Raw genomic sequence first — 25703 nt, 5'->3', positions numbered from 1 at the left:
GGCCGCGTTCTCAGGTCAGCAACAGGTCAGAGCATGCACGAGACGCACTCGGCCATGTCGGTGCCCTCGAGCGCCAGCTGACGCAGGCGGATGTAGTAGATCGTCTTGATGCCCTTGCGCCATGCGTAGATCTGCGCCTTGTTGATGTCACGCGTGGTGGCGGTGTCCTTGAAGAACAGCGTCAGCGACAGGCCCTGGTCGACGTGCTGCGTCGCCGCGGCGTACGTGTCGATGACCTTCTCGTAGCCGATCTCGTATGCGTCCTGGTAGTACTCCAGGTTGTCGTTCGTCATGAACGCCGCCGGGTAGTAGACGCGGCCGAGCTTGCCTTCCTTGCGGATCTCGATCTTCGACGCGATCGGGTGGATCGACGACGTCGAGTTGTTGATGTACGAGATCGAGCCGGTCGGCGGCACCGCCTGGAGGTTCTGGTTGTAGATGCCGTGCTTCTGGATCGACGCCTTCAGCTCTGCCCAGTCGTCCTGTGTCGGGATGTGCTTACCGGCGAACAGCTCCTTGACCTTCTCGGTCTCGGGAACCCAGGCGCGGTCGATGTACTTGTCGAAGAACTCCCCCGACGCGTAGGTCGAGTCCTCGAACCCGTCGAACGTCGTGCCGCGCTCGATGGCGAGCTTGTTCGACGCACGCAGCGCGTGGAACAGCACCGTGTAGAAGTAGATGTTCGTGAAGTCGATGCCCTCTTCGGAGCCGTAGTACACGTGCTCGCGAGCGAGGTAACCGTGCAGGTTCATCTGGCCCAGGCCGATGGCGTGCGAGCGGTCGTTGCCGTCCTCGATCGAACGAACCGAGCCGATGTGGCTCTGGTCGCTGACCGCGGTCAGTGCCCGGATCGCGGTCTCGACGGTCTGGCCGAGGTCGTCGGCGTCCATCGACAGCGCGATGTTCATCGAACCAAGGTTGCAGGAGATGTCCTTGCCGATGTTGTCGTACGACAGGTCGTCGTTGTACGTGGTCGGCGTGTTCACCTGCAGGATCTCGCTGCAGAGGTTGGACATGTTGATCCGACCCTTGATCGGGTTGGCCTTGTTCACCGTGTCCTCGAACATGACGTACGGGTAGCCGGACTCGAACTGGATCTCGGCGACGGTCTGGAAGAACTCGCGCGCGTTGATCTTGGTCTTCTTGATGCGCGGGTCGTCGACCATCTCGCGGTACTTCTCGGTGACCGAGATGTCGCCGAACGGAACGCCGTAGACCTTCTCGACGTCGTACGGCGAGAACAGGTACATGTCCTCGTCGTTCTTGGCGAGCTCGAACGTGATGTCGGGCACGACGACGCCCAGCGACAGCGTCTTGATGCGGATCTTCTCGTCGGCGTTCTCACGCTTGGTGTCGAGGAAGCGCATGATGTCGGGGTGGTGCGCGTTGAGGTACACCGCGCCGGCGCCCTGACGCGCACCGAGCTGGTTGGCGTAGCTGAAGCTGTCTTCGAGGAGCTTCATGACCGGGATGATGCCCGAGGACTGGTTCTCGATCTGCTTGATCGGCGCACCCGACTCGCGGATGTTCGACAGCAGGAGTGCGACGCCGCCGCCGCGCTTGGAGAGCTGCAGCGCGGAGTTGATGCCGCGGGCGATCGACTCCATGTTGTCTTCGATGCGCAGGAGGAAGCAGCTGACGAGCTCGCCGCGCTGCGCCTTGCCGGCGTTGAGGAAGGTGGGGGTCGCGGGCTGGAAACGACCGGAGATGATCTCCTCGACGAGGGCCACGGCGAGCTTCTCGTCGCCGTCGGCGAGACCGAGGGCGGTCATGACGACGCGGTCCTCGAAGCGCTCGAGATAGCGCTTGCCGTCGAACGTCTTGAGCGTGTAGCTCGTGTAGTACTTGAACGCGCCGAGGAACGTCTCGAAGCGGAACTTCTTGCCGTAGGCGAGGTCGTTGAGCTTCTGGATGAACTCCATCGAGTACTTCTCGATGACGGCGCCCTCGTAGTACTCCTTCTCCACGAGGTAGTCCAGGCGCTCCTTGAGCGAGTGGAAGAACACCGTGTTCTGGTTCACGTGCTGCAGGAAGTACTCCCGCGCGGCGCGCTTGTCGGCGTCGAACTGGATCTTCCCGTTCGCGTCGTACAGGTTGAGCATCGCGTTGAGGGCGTGATAGTCGAGACCCTCGTAGGAGGGGTTCGCCTTGAATGCCACTGTCTCGGTCACTGAAGCTGCCACCGTCGTTCCAATCCGTCGCTCACGCGATCCACATCGTCTTGTGTGCCGAAGATCTCGAGCCGATACAAGTGAGGCACGTGGCACTTGCGGCTGATGATGTCACCGGCGAGGCAGAAGGCATCGCCGAAGTTGGTGTTCCCCGCGGAGATCACTCCGCGGATGTGGCGTCGGTTGCGCTCGTCGTTGAGAAACCGGATCACCTGTTTCGGAACGGCGCCCTTCTCGACGCCGCGCCCCGCTCCCCCGCCGTAGGTGGGGGTGACCAGCACGAAGGGCTCGTCGATGACGAGGTCTTCTTCGTTCCGGTGGAGGGGGATGCGTCGGGACGGGAACCCGAGCTTCTCGATGAAACGCGCGGTGTTACCCGAGACGCTCGAGAAGTAGACCAGGAGCGGCGCTGCGGTCGCGACGGCGCTCATGGTGCGTCACGCCAGACGGGACGCGAGCTCGTCGATCTTGTCGGGACGGAAGCCCGACCAGTGGCCCTCGTCGGTGACGACGACGGGTGCCTGCATGTAGCCGAGCGCCTTGACCTGCTCGAGCGCCGTCGGATCTTCCGACAGGTCGAGGACCTCGTACTCGATTCCCTTGGCATCCAGGGCACGGTAGGTGGCGTTGCACTGAACGCAGGAAGGCTTGGTGTAGACCGTGATCGACATCTTTTTCGTAACCCCTCAAATCTCTGGCCTGCTTCTCATCAGGCTGTTTCCCGGTAGACCCCCTGCCGGGACTTCAATACTACATATGGGGACCGACATTGGGGGCGACCACAAGGGGTAGTAGTTACATCCGTGTAGTTATCCACCGTTCTCAACAGATACAACACAGGTTCTCCACCGTTTCTTCCACAGGCCGAGCCCCCTTCCGAAGGCACGCGAACCGCGTGAAATCGCGGCTGGGAAGCCCCTGTGAGCGATCCATCCACAGGGGGCACGTTACGACGCCCCACCGACATTCGGATTCCTGTGGAATTCACCCTTCGGCGTGTCGCGGGCGTGTCGCGGATCGCCCCATCCGCGACCGGCCCCACGGGCCGGTACCGTTGTCTGGTGGCGGGATATCGGGATCTTCTTCGCACGCCGGGAGTGGCGCGCATGATCGCTGCTCAACTGACCGCGCGCTTCCCCAACGGGATGATGTCGCTGGCGATCCTGCTGCACGTCGAGCAGCAGACCGGCTCCTACGGGTCCGCTGGTCTCGTCCTCGCCGCGACCAGCGTCGGCCAGGCGATCGCCGGCCCCATCACCAGCCGCTGGATGGGCGCCTGGGGCATGCGTCGAGTGCTCACTCTCACCCTGTCGGTGTGTGTGGTGGCCGTACTGTGTCTGGCTCTGCTTCCGCTCGAGGTGCCGGGGTACATGGCGCTCGGGATGATCGCCGGCCTCTCCACCCCACCGGTGCAGGCCGCCGTGCGCACGATCTACCCCAAGCTCGTGAACTCCTCGAACCTCACCCCGCTGTTCTCCCTCGACGCGTCGCTGCAGGAGATCATCTGGGTGCTCGCGCCCGTCGTGATCACACTCGTCTCGACCCAGATCGGCACCGCCGAGGGTCTGCTGCTGGTCGCGATCATCCTCGTCGGCGGCGGCGCGTGGTTCATCCTCTCCCCCGAGGTCGGGCGGGTGCGCATCCCGCGCAGCCGCAACGCCCTCGGAAAAGTCGTGCTCAAGCCGCCCGTGATGCTGGCGACCGTGATCGGGTTCCTCCTGATCGGAGCCTGCGCCGCCGTCGAGGTCGGCGTCGTGGCGACCTTCGAGCACGGAAGCCTCGCCGCCGGACTCGTCCTCGCCGTGTTCTCGGCCGGAAGCCTCGCCGGTGGTCTCGCCTTCGGCCACATCCCCATCGGGCCCTGGGCCATGGCCCGCCGTCTGCTGATCGTCACGATCGGCCTCGGGCTGACGATGGTCATGCTCAACGTGTTCTGGCTGGGCGGCACCCTCATCCTCGCCGGCATCGGCATCGCGCCCGCCCTGGCGGTGCTCTTCGCGATCACCTCGGCCAGCGTGAAGTTCAGCGAGACCGCTGAGGCCTTCGGCTGGGCCGGCACCGGACAGCTCATCGGCGCCGCCGCCGGTTCCGCTGTCGCCGGCTTCCTCGTGGATGTGGGCGACTGGCGCGGCGCCTACCTCGCCGCCACCATCTTCGCCGCGGTCGGACTGATCGTGGCCGTCGTCTTCGTCCGTTCCTTCCCGGACCTGCGTCACCGCGACGCGAGCCCCCACCCCGACACCGAACCCCTGGCGGTCACCCCCTCATGAGCTCTCCCTCCTCCTCCTTCCCCGAGATCGTCTGCGTCGGCGAGACCATGGCGCTGATCACTCCGACCGACTCCCGGCTCGCCGAAGCCGCCGAGGCGTCGGTCGGACTCGCCGGCGCGGAGTCCAACGTGGCCGCTGGCGTCGCCTCGACGGGACACCGCGTCGCATGGGCATCCCGCCTCGGCGCCGATCCGCTCGGAGACCGCGTCGCCTCCGAGCTCGAACGCCGCGGGGTGGAGCTGTGGGTCGAGCGCGACGACGCCGCCCCGACCGGGGTCATGTTCAAGGACCCGGGCGCGGAGTCCTCCTCCGTCTACTACTACCGCAGCGGATCAGCCGCTTCGCGCATGGAGCAGGGGTTCCTCGACCCCTCCCGCCTCGACGGGGTGCGCATCGTGCACACCACCGGGATCACGCCAGCACTGTCGGCCTCGTGCCGGCAGATGGTCGACCGGCTCTTCACCGATGCACGCGCAGCCGGCGCCCTCGTGTCGTTCGATGTGAACGACCGTCGTCCCCTGTGGAGCAGGGACGATGCCGCCGAGACGCTCGCCCGCCTCGCCGATGCCGCGGACATCACCTTCGTCGGCCGCGATGAGGCCGAGCGCATCTGGGGGACGGTGACCCCGACCGAGATCCGTGCGTTCCTGCCGAACTGCGCCCTGCTCATCGTCAAGGACGGCGATGTCGGCGCCACGGCGTTCGAGGGGGAAGCCGAGCCTGTCTTCGTACCCGCCCCCGTGGTCGACGTCGTCGAGCCGGTCGGCGCCGGGGATGCCTTCGCCTCCGGTTTCCTCGCGGCGACCCTCGACGGAGAAGACCTCACCTCACGCCTCTCCGCCGGTCACGCGGCCGCGGGGCGCGTGCTGACCATCGCGGCCGACCTCCCACCTCTGGTGCCACTGCGCTGATGCGCGCGAGACTGCGCGCTCCGGGGACCCCGGCACGTCCCCGGTCATAGGCTGGGGGCATGGCCGCACCGCTCACTCTTCCCCGCCTCTCGTGGGGGTCGCCGTCGGCCTCCCGTCGCGCCCTTCTGGTGCACGGTCTCGGGTCTTCAGGCGCACTGATGTGGCGTCTCGGCGACGCTCTCGCCGACGCGGGCTGGCACGCGACCGCCGTCGACCTCCGCGGGCACGGCGACGCTCCGCGTTCCCTCGACTACTCGGTCTCCGCCTATGGGGCCGACCTCGCCGAGACCATCCCCGACGGCGACCGTGCCTGGGATGCCGTCATCGGTCACTCGCTCGGTGGCGCGGCCAGCACGGTCGCCGCGGCCTCCAGCCCGGAGTGGACCCGGCGCCTCGTGCTCATCGACCCGGCGATCCACGTGGACGGTCGCGACGCCGCGATCATCCGCCGGAGCCAGGAACGCGCGTTCGCCGACACCCGGATCGAGGTCGTGCAGCAGGAGCATCCGCACTGGCATCCGCAGGATCAGGAGCTCAAGGTCGACGCCGTGCGGCGTGCGAGCGCGTGGGCCGTGGAGCAGACCAGCGCCCAGAATCGACCGTGGGACGTGCGCGCAGAAGCGGCGCGCCTGACGGTCCCCACGCACGTGATCGGCGCGGATCCCGCCGTCTACAGCATCTTCACGGGAGAGCTCGCCGACGAGGTGCTCGCCGCGAACCCCCTCATCTCCCTATCGGTGGTCGAGGGTGCAGGGCACTCCCTGCACCGCGACCGCCCGGAGGAATCGGTACGGCAGCTTCTGGAGGCACTGGCATGACATTCGATCCCGCAGCATTCCTTCCCGACGACCTCCTCGAGCGCATCCGCGAGCGCGCGCCGATCCACGACCGCGAGAACACCTTCCCTCAGCAGGACCTGGACGAGCTGCGGGCTGCCGGGTACCTGTCGATCCTGGTGCCACGAGAGCGCGGTGGCGCGGGACTCGGGCTTGCCGAGGCCGCGATCCTGCAGCAGCGCCTGGCGGGGGCGGCTCCGGCGACAGCCCTGGCCATCAACATGCACCTCGTCTGGACGGGCGTCGCGAAGGTGTTCTCCGACCGCGGGGTCCCCGGCCTCGAGTTCGTGCAGGACGGCGCCGTCGCGGGCGAGGTCTTCGCGTTCGGCATCAGCGAGGGCGGCAACGACCTGGTGCTGTTCGGCAGCGACACGGCGGCTGTGCCGGACGGGGACGGCGGCTACTCCTTCACGGGAACGAAGATCTTCACCTCCCTCGCCCCGGTCTGGACGCGCCTGGGCCTGCACGGTCTCGACACCACCAGCCCCGATGCCCCGAAGCTGGTCTTCGCCTTCGTTGAGCGGACGGATGCCGTCACCACCTCCGACGACTGGGACACCCTCGGCATGCGGGGCACGCAGAGCAGGACCACCCGGCTGAACGGCGCCGTGTCCGACGCCGCCCACGTCGTGCGACGCATCGATCCGGGACCCAGCCCCGACCCGATCGTGTTCGGGATCTTCTCGGTCTTCGAGATCCTGCTCGCCTCCGTCTACACGGGGATCGCCCGGCGAGCGTTGGAGCTCGCGGTGGCCACGGCGCAGAAGCGGCATTCGAAGAAGACCGGGCTCGCGTACAGCCAGGATCCCGACATCCGCTGGCGCATCGCCGACATGGCCATCGCCTACGACGCGCTGCCCCCGCAGATCGCCGCGCTCGGACGCGATGTGGATGAGCGCGTCGATCACGGCGCGCGGTGGTTCCCCCAGCTCTCCGGTGTCAAGCATCGGGCGATCACGATGGCCAAGCACGTCGTCGACGAGGCGATGCTCGTCGCCGGCGGCGGGTCGTACTTCTCGGCCAATGAACTCTCGCGCCTCTACCGCGATGTTCTGGCCGGAGCGTTCCACCCGTCCGACCCCGAGTCCGCGCACTCCACGGCGGCGAGCGCCTGGCTGGGACCGCTCGAGAGCTGAGATTCCTGCCGATTCCGCTGGACGAATAGCCAGATTCCACGAAATCGGTTGCTCAGCGCATCGTGGAGTGCGAGGATCGCACCATGAGTCCGGCGAAGAAGCACCCTTCCCTCGATGCGGTCTCGAAGACGATCGTCGAGCTGCTCCAGGAGGACGGACGACGTTCGTACTCCGAGATCGGCCGCACCGTCGGGATGAGCGAAGCCGCCGTGCGCCAGCGCGTGCAGCGGCTCACCGAGTCCGGCGTGATGCAGATCGTCGCCGTCACCGACCCGATGCAGCTGGGCTTCCACCGCCAGGCCATGATCGGCGTGCGCGTGTCCGGCGACGCCCGCCGCGTCGCCGAGGCCATCGCCGCCATCGACGCCGTCGACTATGTGGTCATCACGGTCGGATCCTTCGATGTCCTCGCCGAGGTGGTCTGCGAGGACGATGACGACCTGCTCGCGCTGATCAACGACGTCATCCGCCCGATCGACGGCGTCCTCTCCACCGAAACCTTCATCTACGCCAAGCTGCAGAAGCAGCTCTACAACTGGGGGACCAGATGAGCACCGCACGCACCATACCTTCCGAGTCCGCACTGCAGACGATGGCGAAGGACCATCTTTGGATGCATTTCACCCGGCAGTCCACGATGGCCGAGTCGGGCGTGCCCATCATCGTCAAGGGCGAGGGGCACCGCATCTGGGATGCCAAGGGCAAGGAGTACTTCGACGGGCTCGCCGGCCTCTTCGTCGTGAACGCAGGGCACGGTCGACGTCGACTGGCCGAGGCTGCCGCGGCGCAGGCTTCCGAGCTGGCGTTCTTCCCCCTGTGGTCGTACGCGCACCCGGCCGCGATCGAGTTGGCCGATCGTCTCGCCGACGAGGCGCCGGGCGACCTCAACAAGGTCTTCTTCTCCACCGGCGGCGGCGAGGCGGTCGAGACCGCGTTCAAGCTCGCCAAGCACTACTGGAAGCTGCAGGGCAAGCCCGCCAAGCACAAGGTCATCTCGCGGTCGGTGGCCTATCACGGCACGCCGCAGGGAGCCCTGGCGATCACCGGCATCCCCGCGATGAAGTCGATGTTCGAGCCGATCACCCCCGGTGGCTTCCGTGTGCCGAACACCAACTTCTACCGCGCGGCCGAGATGGGCGGACCCGCCGACGACCTCGAAGCGTTCGGACGCTGGGCGGCCGACCGCATCGAGGAGATGATCCTCTTCGAAGGCGCCGACACGGTCGCCGCGGTCTTCCTGGAGCCGGTGCAGAACTCCGGCGGCTGCTTCCCGCCCCCTCCCGGCTACTTCGCCAGGGTGCGCGAGATCTGCGACCGTCACGACGTGCTGCTCGTCTCGGACGAGGTCATCTGCGCCTTCGGCCGCCTGGGTCACACCTTCGCCTGCACGGGTCTCGGCTACGTGCCCGACATGATCACCTGCGCCAAGGGCATGACCAGCGGGTACTCCCCGATCGGCGCGACGATCGTCAGCGACCGCATCTACGAGCCGTTCTCGAAGGGTGACCTGTCCTTCCCGCACGGCTACACGTTCGGCGGGCACCCGGTGTCAGCCGCGGTCGCACTGGAGAACCTCGCGATCTTCGACGAGGAGGGACTCAACGCGCACGTGAGGGAGAACTCCCCGCTGTTCCGTGCAGAGCTCGAGAAGCTGCTCGACCTGCCGCTGGTCGGCGACGTGCGCGGCGACGGCTACTTCTTCGGCATCGAGCTCGTGAAGGACAAGGGCACGAAGGAGACCTTCGACGATGCCGAGTCCGAGCGGCTGCTGCGCGGCTTCCTGTCACCCGCCCTGTTCGAGGCCGGGCTGTACTGTCGCGCCGATGACCGCGGCGACCCCGTGATCCAGCTCGCGCCGCCGCTCACGGTCGGACCGTCCGAGTTCCGGGAGATCGAGCAGATCCTGCGGGATGTGCTGACGCGCGCGCAGTCCGTACTCTGACCGTCCCGGCCACGACGGCGCCACGACGGCGAGGACGCAGGGTCAGGCCACGGGCGTCGCGCTCCGCCTCGCCAGTAGTGCGAGATGGAGCGCGGCGAGCGTCTCTCCGTCGTCGAGGTCCGCATCGAGCAGATCGCCGATCAACGTGAGGCGCTGATAGAACACCGACCGCGAGAGGTGACTGGCGTTCGCCGCCGCTGAACGATTCCCGGGGTGTGCGACGAGCGCCGACAGCACGTCGATCAGGTCTCCTCGGCGCTCCCGGTCGTACGACACGACCGGCGCCAGCATCCGCTCGCTGTGCGCGAGAAGGCGATGGTCGTCGCGCAACGAGGCGACGAACCGCTCCAGCGGACGGTCGTCGACGCGCCGCACGCGGGGACCGCTGTCCGAACGGTCGCTCGCCGCCAGATCGCGCGCGGCCCGAAGCGAGGCGAGCAGCCCCAGCACGTCATCCGCAGGGGGCCCCACGAAGACCGTGCGGTCGGGGCCGACGAGGCTCGTGACGATCGCATCCGTCAGCGGAGCGGATGCCGGCAGCGACAGCAGTGCGACATCGTCGTCACCCACCCGCGCGGCGACCACCGCGACCCCGGCCCTGGCCGCGCGGTGCGCGAGGTGCACCGCAGATTCCGTGCCGCGTGCCACGATGCCGTGGCAGTGCCGCCCCGCGAGCATGAAGCCGCTGGTCGCGAGACGGGCCTGGATGTCATCCGGACTCGCGAAGCGGGCGCCGAGCAGATCGTCGATGAGGCCGCGCTGCGCGAGCAGCGACCATTCGGAGTCACCGCCGTCCGCTAGGCATCCGAATGCGAGGGCCGTGGCCCCCTGTTCGAGCACGGTGAGCCGGCCGGCAGGATGCGCAGGTCCGGGGAGTGCGAGGAGGGTCCCCCACCGCACGCCGCGCGCCTGTACGGGCACGCGGTCGGCCGAGCGCAGCTTCCCCAGCGCCTCCGCGACCGGCATCCGCAGGGTCTCGTGCGCGATCACCTCACGCGCCAGGTTCTCCAGCACGACGGGTGCGCCGAGCGCTCTCGCCGTCTCCGCGACGACGACGTCGGCCGGAGCTCCGCGCAGGCTGAGCGCCGTGAAGAGCTCGTGCAGGTGCTGGCGTTCGCGCAGGGCCATGGTCTGCGCCGCGATCAGCGCGCGGTGCACGGTCTCCGTGACCGTGACGAACTTGATCTCGCTGGTGAGTGCGATCAGTGCGAGCCCGCGCTCCGTGCACACCTCGACGACGGCCTCCGGGATGCGCGCTTGGCCAGAGCCGAGCTCGACCACGATGCCCGCGACCCCGGCCTGGTGAAGTCCGACGGCGAAAGCACGCAGTTCCGCCGGAGCGGTCGGCCAGCCGGCCCCGGTGCTGAGCAGGAGCTCCCCGCCGTCGAGCAGACGGGCGACACCGGCACTGTCGGACACGTGCACCCAGCGCACGGCGGCATCGAGCGCCCCACCGCCGACGATCACCTCCGGAGCGCCTGCCTGCAGCACGGGCTCCGCGAGGACGTCGGCGACCGTGAGGAGGGCGTCGCCGCGAACCGGACGATCTGTCCGGATGGAGCGGAAGTCCTGACGTTCTGACATCACGACCAACTCCTCAGCTCTGTGATCATTGAGGAGCACAAGCCTATCGGACACCGGTCAGAGTGTTCGAACGGCGCATTCTTCAGCCCTCGGAGGAACATCGTGGACATCGTCCGTCACGTCATCAACGGAGCGGAGACCGCCGAAGCGGCCCGCACCGGCCAGGTCTTCGACCCCGCCACCGGCCAGGTGTCGAAGCAGGTGGCCTTCGCCTCCACCGCCGAGGTGGACTCCGCGATCGCCGCCGCAGCCGCCGCCCTCCCCGCCTGGCGCGAGACGAGCCTGATCAAGCGCGCCGATGTATTCTTCCGCCTGCGCCAGCTGCTCAAGGAGCGCACGCCGGAGCTCGCCGCGATCGTGACGAGCGAGCACGGAAAGGTGCTCTCGGATGCAGCGGGCGAGGTGTCGCGCGGCATCGAGAACGTCGAGTTCGCCGCCGGCCTCGTGCACCTGCTCAAGGGCGAGCGCAGCGAGCAGGTGGCCCGCGGCGTCGACGTGCACTCGGTCAAGCAGCCGGTCGGCGTCGTCGCGGCGATCACCCCGTTCAACTTCCCCGTCATGGTGCCGCTGTGGATGGTGGCTTCGGCCATCGCCTGCGGGAACACGGTCGTCCTCAAGCCCAGCGAGAAGGACCCGTCCGCCTCCGTCTGGCTCGCGAAGCTGTTCACCGAGGCGGGCCTTCCCGACGGCGTGCTCAACGTCGTCAACGGCGACAAGGAGGCCGTGGACGCGATCCTGGACTCCCCGCGCGTCAACGCGGTGAGCTTCGTCGGCTCCACTCCGATCGCCCGCTCGATCTATCAGCGCGCCTCCGCTGCCGGCAAGCGCGTGCAGGCCCTCGGTGGCGCGAAGAACCACATGGTCGTGATGCCCGACGCCGACATCGACGCGGCAGCCGACGCCGCGGTCTCCGCCGCCTACGGCTCCGCCGGCGAGCGCTGCATGGCCGTCTCCGTGCTGGTCGCGGTGGGCGACATCGCCGACGACCTCGTCACCGCGATCGCCGACCGCATCGGCGGCCTCACGATCGGCGCGGGCACGGATACCGCGAGCGAGATGGGTCCGCTCATCACCCGCGAGCACCGGGACAAGGTCGCCTCCTACGTGACGGGCGCTGAGGCCGAGGGCGCGAAGGTCGTCGTCGACGGCACACAGAAGGAGTTCGACTCGGAGGGCTTCTTCCTGGGTGTCAGTCTGATCGACCAGGTCGCCCCCGGCATGAAGGTCTACGACGACGAGATCTTCGGCCCGGTGCTGTCGGTCGTCCGCGTCGACACCTACGCCGACGCGGTCGCCCTCGTGAACGCCAACGCCTACGGCAACGGCACCGCGATCTTCACGCGCGACGGCGGCACGGCCCGTCAGTACGAGTTCGACATCGAGGTCGGCATGGTCGGCGTGAACGTTCCGATCCCCGTGCCGATCGGCGCCTACTCGTTCGGCGGGTGGAAGGACTCGCTGTTCGGCGACTCGCACATCTACGGCCCCGAGTCGGTGCACTTCTACACGCGCTCCAAGGTCGTCACCACCCGCTGGCCCGACCACACCCCCTCCCAGATCGACCTCGGTTTCCCGAGCAACCACTGACTTCCCGAGCAACGACTGAGCGGACACGACGATGACGAACTTCACCGACCGACACGGGGTCGCGCACCCGCTGCCCGCCCCCGAAGCCGAAGCGCAGGTGCGTGCAGACGACCGCGGGCACGTGTTCCACTCCTGGAGCGCGCAGGGCCTGATCGACCCGCTGCCCGTCGCCGCGGGCGAGGGATCGACCTTCTGGGATTACCAGGGCAACCCCTACCTCGACTTCTCGAGCCAGCTCGTGAACCTCAACCTCGGGCACCAGCATCCCGATCTGGTCGCCGCGATCCAGCAGCAGGCCGGACGCCTCGCGACGATCCAGCCCTCCATCGCCAACGACGTGCGCGGCGAGCTCGCACGTCTGATCGCGGAGGTCGCGCCCGAGGGGTTGGAGAAGGTGTTCTTCACCAACGGCGGCGCCGAGGCCAACGAGTACGCGGTGCGCATGGCCCGCCAGTTCACGGGACGCCGCAAGGTGCTGTCGATGTACCGCAGCTACCACGGCTCCACCTCGACGGCGATCTCGCTCACCGGCGATCCGCGGCGCTGGGCGAACGACACGGTCGACTCCGGTGCCGTGCGCTTCTTCGGACCGTACCTGTACCGCTCTCCGTTCCATTCCGAGACTCCGGAGCAGGAGGCTGAGCGGGCGCTCGCACACCTCGAGCAGACGATCCAGCTGGAGGGCCCGCAGACCATCGCGGCGATCATCATCGAGACGGTCGTGGGCACCAACGGCGTGCTCGTCCCGCCGCCCGGGTACCTGCAGGGTGTCCGCGAGCTGTGCGACCGCTACGGCATCGTGTACATCGCCGACGAGGTCATGGTCGGATTCGGCCGCCTGGGCGAGTGGTTCGGCATCGACGCGTTCGACGCCAGCCCCGACCTGATCACCTTCGCGAAGGGTGTGAACTCGGGCTACGTTCCGCTGGGCGGCGTGGTGATCTCCGACCGCATCGCGAGCGCCTTCGACACGATGCCGTTCGCGGGCGGACTGACCTATTCCGGCCACCCGCTCGCCTGCGCGGCCGGCGTCGCCACGTTCGAGGTGTTCCGTCGCGACGGCATCCTGGAGCGCGTGCGCGACCTCGGCACCCGTATCATCGAGCCGACCGTGCGCGGCTGGGTCGAGAAGCACCCGAGCGTCGGCGACGTGCGCGGTCTCGGACTGTTCTGGGCCGTCGAGCTCGTGCGCGACCAGGAGACGCGCGAGCCCCTCGTGCCGTTCAACGCCTCGGGGACGGATGCCGCGCCGATGGGTGCCTTCGCCGCAGCCGCCAAGAAGGCCGGGGTCTGGCCGTTCACGCACTTCAACCGCATGCACGTCGCTCCGCCGCTGGTGATCAGCGAGGAGGAGTTGGTGCGCGGGCTCGGTGTGCTCGACGAGGCGCTGTCCGTGGCCGACGAGGCCGCGGCGGGCTAAGACGACCACGGATGCACGAAGCCCCGGCGACATCGCGTAGCCGGGGCTTCGTGCATCCATGGTCGGTGTGTCGGAGGGAGTATGTCAGCTCGACGACAGCCCTCGCTACGACCTGCTCGAACCCCTCACGTCTCTAGACGTCTCAGAGCCGCGATAAGGGCTCTAGAGAATCGTCTTTCTACGAGATAAAGCGCCGTCATCATGAGCAGCAAGATCGCTGCAGCTATCGCGCTCAGCATTGAAGGTTCATTCCAGAAAACGATAGCTGCGACCAGCGCGAGGACCGGCGCCACCCAGCTGATGATGAGAAGGCTGCGCTTCCGTTTCTCCATAGGACCAAATTCATTGAGAGAGACCATAACTGAAACTCCTTATCCCCTTACGGTCCCGTACACCAGACGTGACCCGCCCAGGTCCAGTACACCCAGATGCCCTTGCCTGCCTGGTTGCAGAGCCCCAGCCCCACGTTGTAGAGAGCCGAAACCCTTGTTCCACGTCTCACTGCGTTTCTCCGATCACTCGACCCGCCGCGCACATAGCGTCCCGCACTTCAACGGCACCTGTCTGTCCTCCGTTCGGGGGACAGACCAGCCAAACCCGCACCACATTGCGAAGAGCGGCCGATATACAATTCGACGGTCGATTACACACTCCTCAAACAGACCGCTGTGCGTCCGGCGACCGCCGAGGAGATCGCAACACACCAGGTCGGGGCCGTTGGCGACCGCGGAAACGCTTAGCTACTACACCCCGGCGCTGGCGTGATTCCCACCGGCGTACTTATCGGCGTGGTCAGCGAGCCGATGCCCCGTCCGGAGTGGGCCGACGGCTCACTCCGCGGAGTCGTACACCCGCTCCCCCTCGACCCAGGTGCCGCGCACCTCGGTCAGGCCGATCTCGTCGGCCGGATGCTCGAACGGGTCACGGTCGAGCAGGGCGAGGTCGGCCCGCATCCCCACGGCGACCGTGCCGGTGTCGTCGAGGTGGTTCACCCGCGCCGAGCCCGCCGTGTACGCGACGAGAGCCGTGGCGAGGTCGATCGCCTGCTCGGGGAGGAACGGCTCGTAATCGCCCTCCCACTCGGTCGGCGCGGAACGACGGTTCACCGCGACGTGGATCGCCGCCATCGGGTTCGGTGTGCTCACCGACCAGTCGCTTCCCGCGGCGAGCGCAGCCCCCGAACGCAACAGGTCACCGAACGGATACTGCCACGCCGACCGCTGTTCCCCGAGGAAGGGGATGGTGAGATCGACCATCTGCGGCTCCAGCGTCGCCCACAGCATCTGCATGTTGGCGGTGACGTCGAGCGCCCGGAACCGCGGGATGTCGTCGGGGTGCACGACCTGGATGTGGGAGATGTGGTGCCTGTTCCCGCGAGGTCCGTTGCGCACGAGCGCGGCGTCGACCGCATCCAGGCACTCCCGCACCGCGCGGTCGCCGATCGCGTGGAAGTGCAGCGTGAATCCGAGGGCATCGAGCCGCGTCGCCGCTTCCTTGAGCAGCTCGGGTTCGACGAAGGAGATCCCGGAGTCCTCGCGCGGATGCCCGTGGCCGTCGCAGTAGGGCTCGAGCATCGCGGCGGTGAAGTTCTCCGCGACGCCGTCCTGCATGATCTTCACGCTGCGTGCCCGGAATCGCCCGACCGTGCTCTCGTCGCGACGCCGGACGATGTCGTCGATCTGCTCCAGGCCGCGCGACCGGTCCCACCACAGCGAACCCACCACGCGACCGGTGAGCGCACCGGATGCGGCGGCGGTCAGGTACGCGGGCAGCGGGTCGCCCGCGTCTCCGTACTCGGTGCCGACGATCGCGTCCTGCCACGCCGTCACGCCGTAGGAGTGCAGGTGGCGCTGCCCCTGCAGGAGGGCCTCCACCAGACGCTCGGGCGCCTCCGTCGGCAGCAGCCTGTTGACCAGGCCCATCGCGCCCTCGTGCAGCGTGCCACTCGGTGCCCCGGTCGCGTCGCGCTCGATCCGCCCGTCCGCTGGATCGGCCGTCTCGCGGGTGATGCCGGCGAGCGCGAGTGCCCGGGAGTTGACCCAGGCGCCGTGGCCGTCGCGGTTGGGCAGGAATGCCGGGCGGTCGGGCACGACGGAGTCGAGGTCTTCCGCCGTCGGTGTGCCTCCGGGGAACGCCGACATCTGCCATCCGCCGCCCAGGATCCACTCGTCATCGGGATGCTCCTGCGCATAGGCGGCGATGCGGTCGAGGTACTCCTCGCGCGTCGACAGCTCGGCGAGGTCGCAGCGGAGCATGTCCAACCCACCCCACACCGGGTGCACATGCGCGTCTTGGAACCCCGGTACCAGAAGCCCGCCGTCGAGGTCGACGACCTCGGTGTGCGGGCCGACCAGCGCCGAGACGTCGTGTCCCACTGCGCTGATGCGGCCGTTCGTGACGGCGACGGCACACGCGGTCGATCGCGCAGCGTCCGCGAGGAAGACCCGTCCTCCCCGTGTGCCGGCGGTGAACACCAGATCTGCGAACACCATGCTCACCCTCCAGCCATCGTGCGGGCGATCTCGGTCGCCGAGTCACCCGCACGCTTGAGGACGACCGCCACCAGAGCGAGTGCCAGCAGCGTGAGCACCAGCATGATCGTCGACACCGCGGCGATCTCCGGCCGCAACCCGCTGCGGAGGGCGCTGAGCACGTAGACGGGCCACGGCGTCGTGCCGGAGACCTGCACGAAGGCGGAGACGACGGTGTTGTCGAGGCTCAGCGTGAACGAGAGCAGGAACCCGGCGAGCACCGCAGGCATCGCGAGAGGCAGCGTGATCTTGAAGAAGGTGCGCACCGGGGGCGCATAGAGGTCGGCCGAGGCCTCTTCGAGCCGGGCGTCGAGCCCCACGAGCCGCGCCCGCACGATGTACGACACGATCGCGATCGAGAACAGCGACTGTCCCACCACGAGTCTCATGGTGCCGTCGTTGAAGATGCCGATCCCGGCGTCCTGCCCGAGGAAGACCAACCACGGCAGGAGCGCGACGGCATCCACGATCTCCGGCGTCACCGACACGAGCAGCAGCAGTCCGAGGAACCACCACACCCACTTGCCGGGATTGCGCGCCATCGCGATGCCGGCGAGGGTTCCCAGCGCGGTGGCAAGGAGCGCCGCCAGCAGGCCCGTGCGCACCGAGACGAGCACCGCGTCGCGGATCGCCGGCTTGTTCACGATCGCGAGGAACGAGTCGAAGCCGAAATGGTCCCACGACACCAGCAGCCGGCCGACATTGAAGGAGTAGACGATGATCACGAGGATCGGCAGGAACAGGAACAGGAACACCAGCGCCGCCCAGATCGGCAGCACGAAGCGACCGGCCCCTCGGCGCACGCGCGGTGCGGTCTTCTGCGGTCCATCGGTCACGGCGGTCATGATCCCTCCCCCAGGACGAGGCGGTTGCGTTGCCGCAGCGGCAGGGTCACGAGCCAGAGGAGTCCGGCCGCGACGGCGATCGAGAGCATGATGACGATGATCAGCAGTACCGCCATGGCCGAGCCGAGCGCCCAGTTCTGCGCGGTCTGGAACTGACTCGCCACGACCTGCCCGATCATGTTGCCCTTCGCCCCGCCCAGCACGGTCGCCGTGATGTAGTCGCCCATGAGCGGGATGTACACCAGCAGCACTCCCGCGATGATCCCGGGCCTGGCCAGGGGCACGGTCACCCTCAGGAAGGTCGTAACGCTGTTCGCACCGAGATCCTTGCTCGCCTCGCGCAGCGGCCCCGACACGCGATCGAAGGCCACGAACAGCGGCAGGATCATCAGCGGCAGGTAGTTGTAGACGACGCCGAGGAGCACCGCGCCGCGCGAGTAGAGCAGATCGAGCGGACCGGGGATGACCCCGATGCCCTGCAGCAGCTGCGAGAGCCAGCCCTCGGGGGCGAGGATCACCTGCCAGCCGATGGTGCGCACGAGGAAGTTGGTCCAGAACGGCACCATCACGAGCGCGAGCAGGAGTCCGCGCTTCGAGGGCGGGGCCTTCACCGCGATCCAGTATGCGACCGGACCGCCGATCACCAGACACAGGGCCGTGCCGAGGATGCCGATCCACAGTGTGTTCAGGAACGTGCTGAAGAACGTCGGGGAGAGAGCTTCGAGGTAGCGGTCGAACGAGAGGTGGTCGAGCGCATGCGTGGCGAAGATGCTCGGCTTGTAGCCGAAGCTGAACACGATCACCATGAAGATCGGGGCGACGAAGAAGACGAGCAGCCAGACCCAGGCGGGGATCGCGAGGCCGAACTTGAGCTTAGGCACCGGCGGCCGCCTTCATCGAGTTCCAGATCGAGACGACACGGTCCTGCGCATCGGTCAGCTTGCCCTCGTGCATCGTGGCCACCTGCTCCTCGTCGAAGAACACCATGTCGAGCCGTTCCAGCCCCGCAGCCTCCGCTTCCTCGCGGATGCCGGAGATGCCGGTGTCGTAGCCGATGTAGTCGACCTGTGCGAGCTGCACGTCGGGCTGCAGCACGAAGTCGATGAACGCGTGCGCGGCCTCGGGGTGCGGAGCTCCCGCGGCGATCGCCCAGTTGTCCATCCACAGCTCCGTCGCCGGGCTCCCGAGCACCCACTGCCAGCGGTCAGGGTCGTCCGACTCGAAGATACCGAGCCGCGCGTCGCCGTTGTAGGACTGCAGCAGCGCGTGGGACGCCTGCGGGATCGACGACCCACCGGGGTACGAGTCGAACGCCGAGACGTGCGGAGCGAGATCCTTCACCAGGAACCTCTCGACCGCGTCGAGGTCGTCGGGATCGGTGGTCGTCCAGTCGATGCCGTTCGCCCAGAAGTAGATGCCCAGCAGCGGTGCCGGGTCGTCGAGCACCGAGGTCGAGCCCGATGCCTCGTTCTGCGCGGCATCGATGAAGTCGTTCCAGGTCGTGAGCTCGCGCGAGATCACTCTCTTGTCGTACACGAACCCCGTGGTCCCCCACGCCTTGCACACCGAGTACTCGTTGCCGGGATCCCAAGAGCGCCCACGGAACTCGGGGGCCACGTGCTTCATGTTCGGCAGCAGGTCGAGGTTGAACTTCTGCAGGAGTCCGTTCTCGGCCATGGGCCCGACGAACACCCCGGTCGGCACCACGATGTCGTAGCCGGAGGTGCCGCGGGCGGCGACCAGCTTGGCGATCAGCTCCTCGTTGGAGTTGAAGGCGTCGAGCACGATGCGCGGGCCGCTCTCGGCGGTGAACTGCTCGAGCACCTCCGGGGCGTCGTAGTCACCCCAGCTGTAGATGGAGAGCTTGTCCTCGAGAGGGCCGCCCTCGGCATGCACGGCCGCGGCGTTCTGCCCCGGCGAGCACGCGCTGAGCACGACGGCACCGCCCGCCATGATCGCGGTGGCGAGGAAGCCCCGTCGGGTCAGCTCGGTGCGGATCACCCGCGCGGCACTCCGGTGTGCGAGCACGCGCACCGGAGGGGCGCCCGTCACAGCCCGCCGTCCTTGGGCAGGGTGATCACGTGCGTCGCGGTGGTGGGGATGCCCTCGGCGGCGAACAGCCGCGCATCCGCGGGATCCCACACACAGCGGACGGCGTCATCGACTCCCACCCGCGGCGCGGTCGGGGCCGGCATGCGCGAGAGGAACGTGGCGTCCTCGCCGACGCGGACAGCGACCTGGAGGGTCTCACCCAGGTGCGAGACACCGAGCACGCGCCCGGGGACGCCCCCGCCTTCGCCCTGTTCCAGACTGACGTACTCCGGCCGGATGGCGGCGACGGCCGGCTGCCCCGCCGCCACATGCTCCCCACCCCAGCGGCCCGCGATCACGCCGATGGCCGTGTCGACCGCCTCCCCATCTGCCCGAACCGTGCCGTGCACGAAGTTCTGCTGACCGATGAACGACGCCACGTAGGCGGAGGCCGGCTCCGCGTAGATGGCGTCCGGCGCATCGAGCTGCTCGATCCGCCCCGCGCGCATCACGGCGATCCGATCGCTCATCGAGAGCGCCTCGGCCTGATCGTGGGTGACGAATACGAAGGTCGTGCCCAGCCGCGCCTGCAGCAGCTTGAGCTCGAGCTGCATCTCCTCGCGCAGCTGGCGGTCCAGTGCCGCCAACGGCTCGTCGAGCAGGAGCACGCTCGGCCGGTTGATGAGTGCACGCGACAGAGCGATGCGCTGCTGCTGTCCACCGGAGAGCTGTGTGGGCTTGCGGTCGGCGAAGGCGCGCAGCTGCACCATGTCGAGTGCTTCGCTCACCCGTTCCCGCTGCTCGGCCTTGGGCACGCGCCGCTGCTGCAGCCCGTACGCCACGTTCTCGGCGACCGTGAGGTGCGGGAACAGGGCGTACGCCTGGAAGACGGTGTTCACCTCGCGCCGATACGGGGGGAGGTTCAAGACGCTGCGGCCGGAGATGCGGATGTCCCCGGCATCCGGGTATTCGAAGCCCGCGATCATGCGCAGGGTGGTCGTCTTCCCGCAGCCGGACGGGCCGAGCAGGGAGAGGAACTCCCCCTGCTGCACGTCGAGGGTCAGGTCGTCGACGGCGGTGGCGGTGCCATAACGCTTGGTGACGCCGTCGATGTGGACCGCGCCGGTGGCGGTGGGTGCATCGAGTGTCGCCGTCGACATTCGGGTGTTGTCGGGCATGGAGCCTCCCCATTGAGATTCGCTTGTCGCGAGTCTGTCACAGGAAAGGCGTCAGGTATAGCGAAATCGGAAGCCTCTTGATGATTTCGCAACGGTATCCGTTGCCGATTCAGGAAATGGCGACCGATTGGCACCGATCAGAGGAGGAAGCCACGCAGCAGGGCTTCGGACCCGGCGAGATGATCGCGCATCGCCGCCTCGGCAGCATCCGGACGTCCGGCGAGGATCGCGGAGACGATGCTCTCGTGCTGCTCCCCCGAGTGCTGGATGTTGCGCGGCATCAGCGGGAACGTATCGAGCCACGCATTGACGTCGGCCCTGTTCTCGGCCACGAGCGCGACCAGCGACGGGATTCCGGCGGCCTCGGCGATGGCCAGGTGCAGCAGCGTGTCCAGGCGTCGATACTCCTCAGGACCCGCCGGCACCGCCGCCTCGTGTCGCGCCCACAGGTCGGCACGGGTCGAGGCGTCCAAGGAGCGGCTCGCGGCCGCGCGCACGGCCCCGGTCTCGAGCACGCGGCGCAGCCCGAGCACGTCGTCGATCTCGTCCGGCGTCACCGCCCCCGGCACGCTGGGGTGTGGCAGCGGGTCGGCCACGAACGTGCCTCCGTAGCGACCACGCCGCGGCAGCAGGTAGCCGGTGTCGGCCAGCTCGCGGATCGCCTCGCGCACGGTGTCGCGACTCACCCCGAACGACGCCGCCAGCTCGCGCTCCGGAGGCAGGGACTCGCCAGGAGCGACCACACCGAGCCGGATCGTCTGCACGAGTCGGGCCACCGCGTCCTCGAGCGCATTGCCGCGCCGCAGCGGCCGGTAGACGGCCCTTCGCACTTCGACGAGGTCGCCGTCGTGGGAGTGCTCGCTCATGCCTTCACCCTGTCACAGCGAGGTGAGGGTGGCTCACAGCGGGGTGACGTAGGCGTTCGTGATCCCGCCGTCGACGACGAACGCACTCGCGGTGATGAACGACGCGTCGTCGGAGGCGAGGAACGCCACGGCCGCTGCGAGCTCGGCGGGCTCCGCGAAGCGTCCCATCGGCACGTGCACCAGGCGCCGCTGCGCACGCTCCGGATCCTTCGCGAACAGCTCCTGCAGCAACGGGGTGTTCACGGGTCCAGGGCACAGCGCATTCACCCGCACTCCCTGACGGGCGAACTGCACACCGAGCTCGCGGGACATCGCCAGCACGCCCCCCTTCGACGCGGTGTAACTGATCTGCGAGGTGGCGGATCCGAGGAGCGCGACGAAGGAGGCGGTGTTGATGATCGATCCGCGCCCCGCGGGCACCATGTGACGGAGGGCTGCACGGCTGCACAGGTACACGCTCTTGAGATTCACGTCCTGCACGCGATCCCACGCCGGGAGCTCCGTCGTCTCGATGGAGTCGTCATCGGCCGGCGAGATGCCCGCGTTGTTGAAGGCGATGTCGATCCGCCCGAACTCCTCCGCGACACCGTCGAACAGCGCGTTCACCTTGGCCTCGTCTGCGACGTCGACCGGGCGGAACACGCCGCCCACCTCGGCGGCCGCCGCCTCTCCTGTCGTCGGATCGACGTCGGCGATCACGACGAGGGCCCCCTCCGCTGCGAAGCGCTGGGCGGTGGCGAACCCGATGCCGCTCGCGCCGCCGGTGATGATGGCGACGCGGTCCTTGAGACGCTGGGTCAGATCGATGCTCATGTGGGTTCTCCGTTCCGGATGGGTGAAAGGACGACGCGATCAGTGTTCATCGGTCGCGAAGAAGACGTTCTTGGTCTCGGTGAAGTGCTCGGCGGCGTCGGGGCCGAGTTCGCGCCCCAGGCCCGACGCCTTCATGCCGCCGAACGGCGTGGAGTACCGCACCGAGGAGTGCGAGTTCACGGACAGCACGCCGCTGCGCACACCCCGGGCCACGCGGACACCGCGTCCCAGGCTCTCGGTCCAGACGGAGCCCGCGAGACCGTACGCCGTGTCGTTGGCCAGACGGATGGCATCGGCCTCGTCCTCGAACGGCATCACCGCGACGACGGGCCCGAACACCTCCTGCTGCGCGATGCGGTCGGCGGGGTCGGCGAGCACCACGGCCGGCGCGAACCAGAACCCGTCCCCCTCGGGGGCACTGCCGCGGAAGGCGATGTCTGCACCGTCGAGGAACGACGCCACGGTATCGCGGTGTCCCGCCGAGATGAGCGGCCCCATGTCGGTGTCATCGCGGGCAGGGTCGCCCACACGCCAGGCGGCGACGGCCGGTTCGAGCAGTTCGAGGAACCGGTCGTAGACCGAGCGCTGCACGAGCAGGCGGCTGCGCGCACAGCAGTCCTGGCCAGCGTTGTCGAACACGGATCCGGGAACTCCGGACGCCGCGCGTTCGAGATCCGCGTCCTCGAAGACGATGTTCGCGCTCTTGCCCCCGAGTTCGAGCGTGACGGGCTTGAGGGCTCGCGCGCAGCCCGCCGCGACTTCGACGCCCACCTCGGTCGAGCCGGTGAAGACGACCTTGCGCACGTCCGGGTGTTCCACGAGACGCTGCCCGACGACCGAGCCCGACCCGGTGACGACCTCGAACAGCCCCTCCGGTAGTCCTGCTTCGCGCGCGAGCTCGCCGAGGCGGATGGCGGTGAGAGGTGTCAGCTCGGCGGGCTTCAGCACCACGGCGTTGCCCGCGGCGAGCGCCGGCGCGAACGCCCACGAGGCGATCGTCATCGGGAAGTTCCACGGAACGATCACGCCGACCACGCCGTAGGGGTCGTGGAACGTGACATCGAGCCCGCCGGCCACCGGGATCTGTCGCCCGGACAGGCGCTCCGGGTCGGCGGAGTAGTAGTTGAGCACCTGGGCGACGTGACCGGCCTCCCAGCGGGCCGAGCCGATCGGATGCCCGGAGTTGAGCACCTCCAGCTGCGCCAGCTCTTCGACGGCGCCTTCCACCGCGCGGGCGAACGACCGGAGGGCATCCGCACGTGCCACCGGGGCCAGGGCCGCCCACCGACGCTGCGCCGCGACGGCACGAGCGATCGCGGCATCCGTCTCTCCGATGCCGGCTCTGGGGACCTCGCGGATCGCGGCACCGGTGGACGGGTTGATGACTGTGAACGCGCTCATCGGGCGTCCTCCTTCCGCCCGGCGGCGAACGCGCGAGCCTGCGAGACGAGATCTTCGAAGAGACGTCGGTCTTCGGCGTTCTCCTCCGGATGCCACTGAATGCCGACGACGTGACCATCTGCGGTGTCGACGAACGCCTGCACGAGTCCGTCGGCGGAGTGCGCAGCGGCGACCAGCCCCTCCCCGAGCCGATCGATGCCCTGATGGTGATAGCTGTGCACGCGTACGTCGCCGGCACCGAGGACGCCGGCGAGCGCCGTGTCGCCCGAGACCTCGATGTCGTTCTCGGCGAACACGCCTCCGCCCAGGCGGTAGCGCTCGGTGCCGAGCGACTCGGGCAGGTGCTGGTGCAGAGTGCCTCCGCGCGCCACGTTGACGAGCTGCAGCCCGCGGCAGATCGCGAGCACCGGTATGCGGCGCCGCTCGGCCGCTCTGAACAGCGCCAGCTCCCACGCGTCGCGGTCGACCCGGGCCGGATCCGTGAGCGGATGCCGCTCCTCGCCGTAGAGCTCGGGAGCGACGTCGGCCCCTCCGGAGAGGATCAGTCCGTCCAGCCCGGCGATGGCTGCATCCGCCGACTCCGGGTCCTGTGGCGGCAGGAGCAGTGCGATTCCGCCCGATGCCGTCACCCCGGTCAGGTACTGCTCGGGCAGGAAGGCGGCCCGCACGTCCCACACCCCCTGCTGCGCCCGCTCGAGGTAGGTCGTGACTCCGATCAACGGTGCCGGGTCAGAGCCGCTCGAAACCACGGATCCGCTCCCAGTCGGTGACGGCGGCGTCGTAGGCCTCGACCTCGATGCGCGCCTGGTTCAGGTAGTGCTCCACAACGTCGTCGCCGAACGCTTCGCGCGCGATGGCCGACTCGCTGAACAGCTGTGCCGCTTCGCGCAGCGTGGTGGGAAGGTGTTCGACGCCGGCCTCGTACGCGTTGCCGGTGAAGCGGTCGGGCAGGGGCAGTTCGTTCTCGATGCCGTACAGACCGCCGGCGATGATGGCCGAGATCCCGAGGTAGGGGTTCACGTCGCCGCCCGGCACTCGGTTCTCGACCCTGAGCCCGGCCCCCGCCCCGATCACGCGCAGCGCACAGGTGCGGTTGTCGATGCCCCAGGCCACTCCGGTCGGGGCGAAGCTGCCCTTCGCGAACCGCTTGTACGAGTTGATGTTGGGCGCATAGAGCAGGGTGAACTCCCGGAGCGTGGCGAGGATGCCGGCGATCCAGTGCCCCATGATCGGACTGAATCCGTGCTCGCCGTCTCCGGCCATGACCGGAGTGCCGTCGTCGGCGCGCAGCGAGAGGTGGATATGGCAGCTGTTGCCCTCGCGCTCATTGAACTTCGCCATGAAGGTGAGCGCCTGGCCGTGCTGCTCCGCGATCTCCTTCGCACCGTTCTTGTAGAGCGCGTGCTGGTCAGCGGTCTCGCGCACCTCGGCATAGCGGAAGGCGATCTCCTGCTGCCCCAGGTTGCACTCCCCCTTCACGCCCTCGCAGTAGAGGCCCGCGCCGTCCATGCTGTTGCGGATGTCGCGCAGCAGCGGCTCGAGGCGGGTGGAGGCGAGCAGGTTGTAGTCGACGTTGTAGTCGGTCGACGGCGTCAGTCCCTCGTACTTGCGGGCCCAGGCGTCGCGGTAGGTGTTGTCGAAGACGATGAACTCGAGCTCGGTGCCCGAGAACGCGGTCCAGCCGCGTTCGGCCAGTCGATCGCGCTGACGGTCGAGGATCGCCCGCGGCGACGGGCTCACCGGCTCCCCGTTTCCCCACACCAGGTCCGCGATCACCAGCGCCGTCCCCGCCAGCCAGGGGATCCGGCGCAGCGTCGCGATGTCGGGCCGCAGCACCATGTCGCCGTAGCCGCGATCCCACCCCGACATCGCGTAGCCGTCGACCGTGTTCATGTCCACATCGACCGACAGCAGGTAGTCGCACGCCTCGGCACCGTGATGCACGATGTCCTCCTGGAACAGTCGTGCGGACACCCGCTTGCCGACCAGCCGCCCCTGCGCATCCGCGAAGGCCACGATCACCGTGTCGATCTCGCCGGCGGCGATGCCGGCATCCAGTTGCTCGATGCTCAGGTTTCCCGCCATCGTCTCGCTCCCGTCGTCGTGGTGAAGCGATCGGCCGACCGGCTTCGCCATCAGAGTAGATCACCAGGACGTTTAAAGGTAGACGAAACCACCATT

At 68.2% G+C, this 25703-nt stretch carries 23 protein-coding genes; 8 read left to right on the top strand and 15 right to left on the bottom strand.

Annotated features, from left to right (window positions below; genetic code table 11):
* Positions 1 to 26: 26 nt before the first annotated feature.
* From nrdE to nrdH, 3 genes are read right to left on the bottom strand one after another with little or no spacing between them, the layout of a single operon-like run.
* Positions 27 to 2171, bottom strand: a complete 2145-nt coding sequence (gene nrdE, locus FFS56_RS08380) for a class 1b ribonucleoside-diphosphate reductase subunit alpha (protein ID WP_046749771.1) — start codon at positions 2169 to 2171, stop codon at positions 27 to 29.
* Positions 2168 to 2602 carry a class Ib ribonucleoside-diphosphate reductase assembly flavoprotein NrdI gene (gene nrdI, locus FFS56_RS08375; RefSeq protein WP_045263440.1) on the bottom strand — a complete coding sequence of 145 codons (435 nt, stop codon included), beginning with the start codon at positions 2600 to 2602 and terminating at the stop codon, positions 2168 to 2170. Before nrdI ends, nrdE begins: the two co-directional genes overlap by 4 nt.
* 6 nt (positions 2603 to 2608) lie before the next feature.
* Entirely contained in the window at positions 2609 to 2842 is a 234-nt protein-coding gene (gene nrdH / locus FFS56_RS08370) for a glutaredoxin-like protein NrdH (protein WP_045263439.1), read from the bottom strand.
* A 390-nt stretch (positions 2843 to 3232) separates the two neighbouring features.
* Between nrdH and FFS56_RS08365 the strand changes: the two genes are divergently transcribed.
* The 6 genes from FFS56_RS08365 to FFS56_RS08340 all read left to right on the top strand — a co-directional run bounded on the left by FFS56_RS08365 (position 3233) and on the right by FFS56_RS08340 (position 9266).
* Positions 3233 to 4441: an MFS transporter gene (locus FFS56_RS08365; protein ID WP_171010973.1), complete on the top strand. Its 1209-nt coding sequence runs from the start codon at positions 3233 to 3235 to the stop codon at positions 4439 to 4441.
* Positions 4438 to 5352, top strand: coding sequence for a sugar kinase (locus tag FFS56_RS08360; protein ID WP_127012491.1), 915 nt, complete (start codon positions 4438 to 4440; stop codon positions 5350 to 5352). Before FFS56_RS08365 ends, FFS56_RS08360 begins: the two co-directional genes overlap by 4 nt.
* 59 nt (positions 5353 to 5411) lie before the next feature.
* Entirely contained in the window at positions 5412 to 6170 is a 759-nt protein-coding gene (locus FFS56_RS08355; RefSeq protein ID WP_046749774.1) for an alpha/beta hydrolase, read from the top strand.
* A complete protein-coding gene (locus FFS56_RS08350) occupies positions 6167 to 7324 on the top strand; it encodes an acyl-CoA dehydrogenase family protein (protein ID WP_127012492.1) in 1158 nt (385 codons plus the stop codon). Before FFS56_RS08355 ends, FFS56_RS08350 begins: the two co-directional genes overlap by 4 nt.
* An 83-nt stretch (positions 7325 to 7407) precedes the next feature.
* A complete protein-coding gene (locus FFS56_RS08345) occupies positions 7408 to 7875 on the top strand; it encodes an Lrp/AsnC family transcriptional regulator (protein ID WP_045263434.1) in 468 nt (155 codons plus the stop codon).
* Positions 7872 to 9266, top strand: coding sequence for an aspartate aminotransferase family protein (locus FFS56_RS08340; RefSeq protein ID WP_046749776.1), 1395 nt, complete (start codon positions 7872 to 7874; stop codon positions 9264 to 9266). The genes FFS56_RS08345 and FFS56_RS08340 overlap by 4 nt, the downstream gene beginning before the upstream one ends.
* A gap of 42 nt (positions 9267 to 9308) precedes the next feature.
* Here FFS56_RS08340 and FFS56_RS08335 read toward each other — a convergent pair whose 3' ends face one another.
* The gene (locus FFS56_RS08335) at positions 9309 to 10850 is read right to left on the bottom strand and encodes a PucR family transcriptional regulator ligand-binding domain-containing protein (RefSeq protein ID WP_082108757.1); all 1542 of its coding nucleotides are present in this window, start codon (positions 10848 to 10850) and stop codon (positions 9309 to 9311) included.
* A 102-nt stretch (positions 10851 to 10952) separates the two neighbouring features.
* Here FFS56_RS08335 and FFS56_RS08330 point away from each other — a divergent pair, with 102 nt between their 5' ends.
* Positions 10953 to 12437 carry a CoA-acylating methylmalonate-semialdehyde dehydrogenase gene (locus FFS56_RS08330; protein ID WP_127012493.1) on the top strand — a complete coding sequence of 495 codons (1485 nt, stop codon included), beginning with the start codon at positions 10953 to 10955 and terminating at the stop codon, positions 12435 to 12437.
* Positions 12438 to 12468: 31 nt separating this feature from the next.
* A complete protein-coding gene (locus tag FFS56_RS08325; RefSeq protein ID WP_127012494.1) occupies positions 12469 to 13857 on the top strand; it encodes an aspartate aminotransferase family protein in 1389 nt (462 codons plus the stop codon).
* Positions 13858 to 13982: 125 nt separating this feature from the next.
* Here the strand turns inward: FFS56_RS08325 and FFS56_RS20500 are convergent, their stop codons facing one another.
* The 11 genes from FFS56_RS20500 to FFS56_RS08275 all read right to left on the bottom strand — a co-directional run bounded on the left by FFS56_RS20500 (position 13983) and on the right by FFS56_RS08275 (position 25658).
* Positions 13983 to 14216 carry a hypothetical protein gene (locus FFS56_RS20500; protein ID WP_171010972.1) on the bottom strand — a complete coding sequence of 78 codons (234 nt, stop codon included), beginning with the start codon at positions 14214 to 14216 and terminating at the stop codon, positions 13983 to 13985.
* Positions 14217 to 14687: 471 nt separating this feature from the next.
* Complete coding sequence (locus tag FFS56_RS08320) at positions 14688 to 16349, bottom strand: amidohydrolase (protein ID WP_127012495.1); 1662 nt, start codon at positions 16347 to 16349, stop codon at positions 14688 to 14690.
* Positions 16350 to 16351: 2 nt separating this feature from the next.
* Entirely contained in the window at positions 16352 to 17233 is an 882-nt protein-coding gene (locus FFS56_RS08315) for an ABC transporter permease (RefSeq protein WP_218867307.1), read from the bottom strand.
* Positions 17230 to 18114, bottom strand: coding sequence for an ABC transporter permease (locus tag FFS56_RS08310; RefSeq protein ID WP_046749781.1), 885 nt, complete (start codon positions 18112 to 18114; stop codon positions 17230 to 17232). Before FFS56_RS08310 ends, FFS56_RS08315 begins: the two co-directional genes overlap by 4 nt.
* Positions 18107 to 19285 (bottom strand): spermidine/putrescine ABC transporter substrate-binding protein, encoded by a 1179-nt coding sequence (locus FFS56_RS08305; RefSeq protein ID WP_127012496.1) that lies wholly within the window; start codon positions 19283 to 19285, stop codon positions 18107 to 18109. The genes FFS56_RS08310 and FFS56_RS08305 overlap by 8 nt, the downstream gene beginning before the upstream one ends.
* Positions 19282 to 20442, bottom strand: coding sequence for an ABC transporter ATP-binding protein (locus FFS56_RS08300; protein WP_127012497.1), 1161 nt, complete (start codon positions 20440 to 20442; stop codon positions 19282 to 19284). The genes FFS56_RS08305 and FFS56_RS08300 overlap by 4 nt, the downstream gene beginning before the upstream one ends.
* A gap of 137 nt (positions 20443 to 20579) precedes the next feature.
* Positions 20580 to 21308, bottom strand: a complete 729-nt coding sequence (locus FFS56_RS08295) for a GntR family transcriptional regulator (protein WP_046749784.1) — start codon at positions 21306 to 21308, stop codon at positions 20580 to 20582.
* Positions 21309 to 21341: 33 nt separating this feature from the next.
* Positions 21342 to 22121 (bottom strand): 3-oxoacyl-ACP reductase, encoded by a 780-nt coding sequence (locus tag FFS56_RS08290; protein ID WP_046749785.1) that lies wholly within the window; start codon positions 22119 to 22121, stop codon positions 21342 to 21344.
* 39 nt (positions 22122 to 22160) lie between these two features.
* A complete protein-coding gene (locus FFS56_RS08285; RefSeq protein WP_127012498.1) occupies positions 22161 to 23522 on the bottom strand; it encodes an aldehyde dehydrogenase family protein in 1362 nt (453 codons plus the stop codon).
* Positions 23519 to 24271 (bottom strand): gamma-glutamyl-gamma-aminobutyrate hydrolase family protein, encoded by a 753-nt coding sequence (locus FFS56_RS08280; protein ID WP_058631249.1) that lies wholly within the window; start codon positions 24269 to 24271, stop codon positions 23519 to 23521. Before FFS56_RS08280 ends, FFS56_RS08285 begins: the two co-directional genes overlap by 4 nt.
* On the bottom strand, positions 24252 to 25658 hold the full coding sequence (locus FFS56_RS08275; RefSeq protein WP_127012499.1) for a glutamine synthetase family protein: 1407 nt from the start codon (positions 25656 to 25658) through the stop codon (positions 24252 to 24254). The genes FFS56_RS08280 and FFS56_RS08275 overlap by 20 nt, the downstream gene beginning before the upstream one ends.
* Between the last annotated feature and the right edge of the window lie 45 nt (positions 25659 to 25703).

The sequence above is a fragment of the Microbacterium sp. Beta genome (assembly GCF_005502545.1).
Lineage (GTDB): Bacteria > Actinomycetota > Actinomycetes > Actinomycetales > Microbacteriaceae > Microbacterium > Microbacterium oxydans.
This window is presented reverse-complemented; position numbering and strand designations above follow the sequence as displayed.